This is a genomic window from Pseudochrobactrum sp. AO18b, assembly GCF_000409565.1.
GTDB lineage: Bacteria > Pseudomonadota > Alphaproteobacteria > Rhizobiales > Rhizobiaceae > Pseudochrobactrum > Pseudochrobactrum saccharolyticum.
Map to the genome: position 1 here is coordinate 1 of NZ_ANNO01000030.1, position 4,677 is coordinate 4,677.

At 55.1% G+C, this 4,677-nt stretch carries 4 protein-coding genes; all 4 read right to left on the reverse strand.

The features are described 5' to 3' along the window. Positions 1 to 31: 31 nt before the first annotated feature. A complete protein-coding gene (locus A918_RS0101480) occupies positions 32 to 775 on the reverse strand; it encodes a 5'/3'-nucleotidase SurE (protein WP_022709338.1) in 744 nt (247 codons plus the stop codon). Continuing rightward, a complete protein-coding gene (locus A918_RS0101485; protein ID WP_022709339.1) occupies positions 775 to 1,935 on the reverse strand; it encodes an MBL fold metallo-hydrolase in 1,161 nt (386 codons plus the stop codon). The genes A918_RS0101480 and A918_RS0101485 overlap by 1 nt, the downstream gene beginning before the upstream one ends. Next, the gene (locus A918_RS0101490; RefSeq protein ID WP_022709340.1) at positions 1,932 to 3,005 is read right to left on the reverse strand and encodes an ABC transporter ATP-binding protein; all 1,074 of its coding nucleotides are present in this window, start codon (positions 3,003 to 3,005) and stop codon (positions 1,932 to 1,934) included. The genes A918_RS0101485 and A918_RS0101490 overlap by 4 nt, the downstream gene beginning before the upstream one ends. Continuing rightward, positions 2,993 to 4,677, reverse strand: a 1,685-nt coding sequence (locus tag A918_RS0101495) for an iron ABC transporter permease (RefSeq protein ID WP_022709341.1), incomplete at its 5' end; no start/stop codon positions are given. The genes A918_RS0101495 and A918_RS0101490, both read right to left, overlap by 13 nt.

Consider the following 4,677-nt stretch of genomic DNA (forward strand, 5'->3'; position numbering starts at 1 on the left):
TCTTTTTTCATATCTGAATCGAAAGACAAACTTATCTGTCTAAGGATTTGATAAGATTTTCACTTAGCACCGTCTCACCAAACCAGTTGAGCCGGTTGATGCAGATGAAACCGCGATCAATCAGATCATTATCATCGCCTTCAGAAGATGAATGCGGACGTCCGCGCGGCACCATCAGCACTGTCTCATCACCATCTATGCTGACCACATCTGCGGCAGAGGCAATCTTGTCCCGACCGATGCGCGGCTGGGCAATTGGCGCAGGCAGACTATGCGGCAGATTAATGCTCAGCCAGTGCCCTTCTCTCTGCCAGTCTGCACGCTGCTCGAACAGGTTGCGCAGTAATTGCACCAGCGCCGCCAGATCATCTTCACCACGGCGCGGCTGTTTGACCTGTGAAAAACCAATGGCCGCAATACCCCAGAATGTTGCCTCACGGGCAATACCAAGCGTACCGGAATAGGCCAGATCTTCGGCCACATTGCGCCCGTCATTAATCCCTGCCAGCACCAGATCAGGCTTGGCCTGATCTTTGAACAGCCAGCTCATCGCCGACACAACACAATCGGCAGGCGTACCGGAACAGGAGTAACGCTGCTCTCCGCGCTTCATCATGGTCAGTGGTTTGCCTATGGTGATGGATGCACCCGCAGCTGTTCGCTTACCATCCGGTGCCACCACCCACACATCATCACTCAATGCCCGTGCAGCACGTTCCAGAAAAGCCAGACCTTCCGCATCAATACCGTCATCGTTACAAAGCAAAATACGCATCAGGCTTCTCCCAATTCTATCACATCACCGCTCTTCACATCCTGACGCACAACTGGGATATGCTCTGCCAGTTCGCCAAGCAATTGAGCCGAGCAGGAATGACCAAGCATATCAGGCTTACCCGCCTGCTCCCAAAGCGCGACCATGCCGCTCAAAGTCGGATGGGTCGGCAATCTGATCCAGTCCGCCAGCTCGTCCCGCAACATATCAAAGGCCGGTGTATCTTCCGGCACGTGACCGGTCAGCAAAACCGGCCAGCCGGTGCGCAACGCACGGTTCATGGCATAGGCGGAAGGCCCTGCCTGTCCCATCGCGTCAAATGTCAGCAGCGGACAGCGCGGCAGCGCCTGATCTTCACGCCAGTCCTGCGCCTGATGCAGCAATTGTTTCAACCGTCCGGCCACACCATCCCGCAGGGCACCAGTCGCTGCAATCTGCTCGGCCAGTGCAGCACGCATATCCGCATGAATAGCAAAATTAACCGGCATCAGTGCCATCAGTTCCAGCGAGCGACCGGAGAGTGGTGTCGGCAGCAGACAACCATCACGGTTCTGCAAAATCCATTCTCGGATTTGCTGTGCCCGTGTGTCCCCCGAAACAGCATCAGCACCATAAGAGGCATCCAGCAGCAACAGATCACATTGCGGAAATGCATCCATCTCCAGCACCGGACTATCCGGCACCACATCACCGCTATAGAGAATTTTGTGCCCTTCGGCCTCAACACAGAACCACACGCCGCCTGCCACATGGCCGGAACGACCGGTGGTGATTTCCGCATCACCAATGGTCAGCACATCGCCTGCTTTGAACAGTTCAATGCGTTCCTGCGGAAAGACAATCTTTTCCAAATGCTGTTGCTCGGCATAATTCTTCAGAGTTTGAGCTGTTTCTGCCAAAGTCTCGGCAGTCATCAGGATGCGCCCCTGAAAGCCCTGCGCCAGCAACCACAACAAACCGCCGACATGATCCTCATGGGCATGGGAGATCAGCACAGCATCCAGCGCGGAAATCTCTGTGCTTTCAATCAGCGGATAATAATCGCGGCCTGTAGCTCCGACTTTAATACCGATATCAAACAGCAACCTGGTTTTAGTTGTGCTAATACCAACGCCTAAGCGTCCTTTTTCACCGAAACCGCCATAGAGATTGATCTTCATACGGCACCTGCTTCCGGTATTACCCAGCCTGACCGGATACGTAATTGCGCCACATCATCCGCTTTGAGATGCAGCGGATCCGGCAGATTGAAATGCAGGTTCAGTTCCGGTGCCTGCTCAGCAACAGCTTCAATCCGTGATGCACCGCCCTGATAGACCGAGCGTGTCACCCGCACAGCAAATCCGTCCTGTTTCACCAGTTCCAGATCATCCTCACGGATACAAATCTGTGCGTCTTTGCGCACCACTTCATCAGCACGACAACGCAACCGCACCTGCTGCCCCAGCACCACGGCTTCACAGGAACCACTGCCATTGACGCTCAAAATCTCCGCAGGCAGCACCATGCCCTGCGCAATAAAGGACGCAACCATCGCATTGGCCGGTTCATTATAAAGCGTTTTCGGCGAAGCAAACTGCATCAGCCTGCCCTTGTCCATCACCGCAATACGGTCGGCCAGTGCCATCGCCTCGGCCTGATCGTGGGTGATATAGATAATCGTCGTGCCGGTACGCTTATGGAAGCGCGCAAACTCATCTTCCATCGATGCGCGCAAATGCACGTCCAGATTGGCCAGCGGCTCGTCAAACAGCACCAGCGACGGCGCAGCCACCAGACAACGCGCCAATGCTACGCGCTGACGCTGCCCACCGGAAAGATTGGCCGGACGACGATCCCCATAGCCCTGCAGATCAACCAGCTTCAGTGCCTCTTGCACACGGTGTTCACGCTCAGTCTTTTCCACCTTGGCTATCTTCAGACTATAGCCCACATTTTCCGAAACAGTCATATGCGGCCAGAGAGCATAGTTCTGGAACACAATACCGACACGGCGTTTTTCCGGCGGCACGAATTGTCCTTTGCCGGTCACCAGATTATCGCCGACATAGATCACACCGTCATTCGCCTGTTCAAATCCGGCAATCATACGCAGCAATGTGGTCTTGCCACAGCCGGAAGGCCCCAGCACCGCAATGAATTCACCATTGGCGATGTCCAGCGACACATCGGTCAGCACTTTGGTGTCGTTAAAGCTTTTGGAAAGCTGAGAGATAGTCAATCCCGCCATGGCAGAACTCCGTCAGGCAGATATCTGGCGAACATATTGGTCACCAGCATCAGTAAGAATGTAATCAACACGACCAGCACAGAGACTGCCGCCGCATAGGGTGAATCGCCACCCTGTTCAAAAGAGAAAATCACCACGCCCAGCGTTTCCGATCCCGATGACCATAATAGCGCGGAAACAGTCAGCTCCGAAAAAGCGGTCATGAAAATCAGCACACCACCGGCCAGAGTTGCCGGTGCTACCAACGGAAACACGATGGTGCGCAGGCGTGTCAGCAGTCCAGCACCGGCCACCTGTGCCGCCTCTTCCAGAGCACGGTCGATCTGATGCAGACCGGTAATGGTCGGGCGCAATGCCAGCACCAAAAACCGTGCCAGATAGGCGTAGAGAATAATCCAGATCGTATTATAGAGATGCAGCCCGACAACCGGCAAAGGTTTGAGGAACATCAGCAATGCGGCGATCGACAGCACCACACCCGGCAGAGCATAAGGCAGTTCGGCTGCGAGATTGAGCAAGCGTGTCCACCAGCGCGACCGCCATGTGATGAGATAGCCAAGCGGCACCGCCACCAGCACTGCAAAACCGGCTGCGGCCAGCGACAGGGTGAATGAATTGACCAGCGCACGGCGAGCCCCTGCATGATCAAGCAGCACAAATTTCAGATTATCCAGTGTTGCGGTCTGCCAGCTCAGCGGAATACCGAAAGCAGGCACCAATGCGGTGAGCAACAGGCCAAACATCGGCAATACCAGCACCACGGCAATCAGCAACCAACAAGCGATCTCAACAGTCAGACGCCATGAGCCAAGTTCAAAAGGCGCGGCAGGCAGTGAGGTTGAGGCAATACGATAATCGCGGCGGCGCGCCATATAATCCTGACACAGAATACCCGCCATTGCGATCACACCGATCAGCAGTGAAAGCACAGCCACTTCCGACAGCACTGATGGCCCGCCACCGGCAAGCTTCTGATAAATCAGGGTCGGCAATACCAGCACATTGGCCGGAATACCCAAGAAAGCAGGAATACCGAAATTACCAACACAGGACACAAAAGCCAGCGCAGAAGCGCCGATTACCGATGGCGTCATCAGCGGCACAATGATTGTGCGCGTTACCTGCCATTTGCTGGCACCGCTGCTCAAAGCGGCTTCAACCAGCTCACGCGGCAATTTACGCAAACCAGCACGTACAATCAGGAACACCAGCGGCGCATATTGAATGCCGAGCAATGCAATAATACCGGTGGTAGAATAAAGCGGATTACGGCTGCCAAGCTCGGGCGCCATGCCGATCATTTTGAGAAATGGGCTCGCGGGGCCAAAGAGTTGCAGCCATGCCAATGCCGTCACTTGCGGCGCAATCAGCAGCGGCACCACAAACATCAGCACGAACACGCCGCGACCGCGAATATTGGTCAGGCTCACCAGCAGCGCCACGGCACTGCCAAGGATAACAGCAGCAAGTGTGCCGCCAAATCCGGTGATTAAAGAATTACGCGTGGCAACCCATGTGGAGGTTGAAGAAAGCGCCGAGCGCAATGCACTGTCAGAGAGCTGACCATTCGGCGCGATAATCTCGCTGGCCAACCGCAGCATCGGCCACAGAGACAGCGTGAACACCACTGCCGCCACAAGAAAAATCAGAGCCGTATCCCGGCTCTGACCAA

Excerpts from the sequence above, each read along its gene's own strand:
- A918_RS0101480 (WP_022709338.1), bottom strand. The coding sequence starts at position 775 with ATGCGTATTTTGCTTTGTAACGATGACGGTATTGATGCGGAAGGTCTG.
- A918_RS0101485 (WP_022709339.1), bottom strand. The coding sequence starts at position 1,935 with ATGAAGATCAATCTCTATGGCGGTTTCGGTGAAAAAGGACGCTTAGGC.
- A918_RS0101490 (WP_022709340.1), bottom strand. The coding sequence starts at position 3,005 with ATGGCGGGATTGACTATCTCTCAGCTTTCCAAAAGCTTTAACGACACC.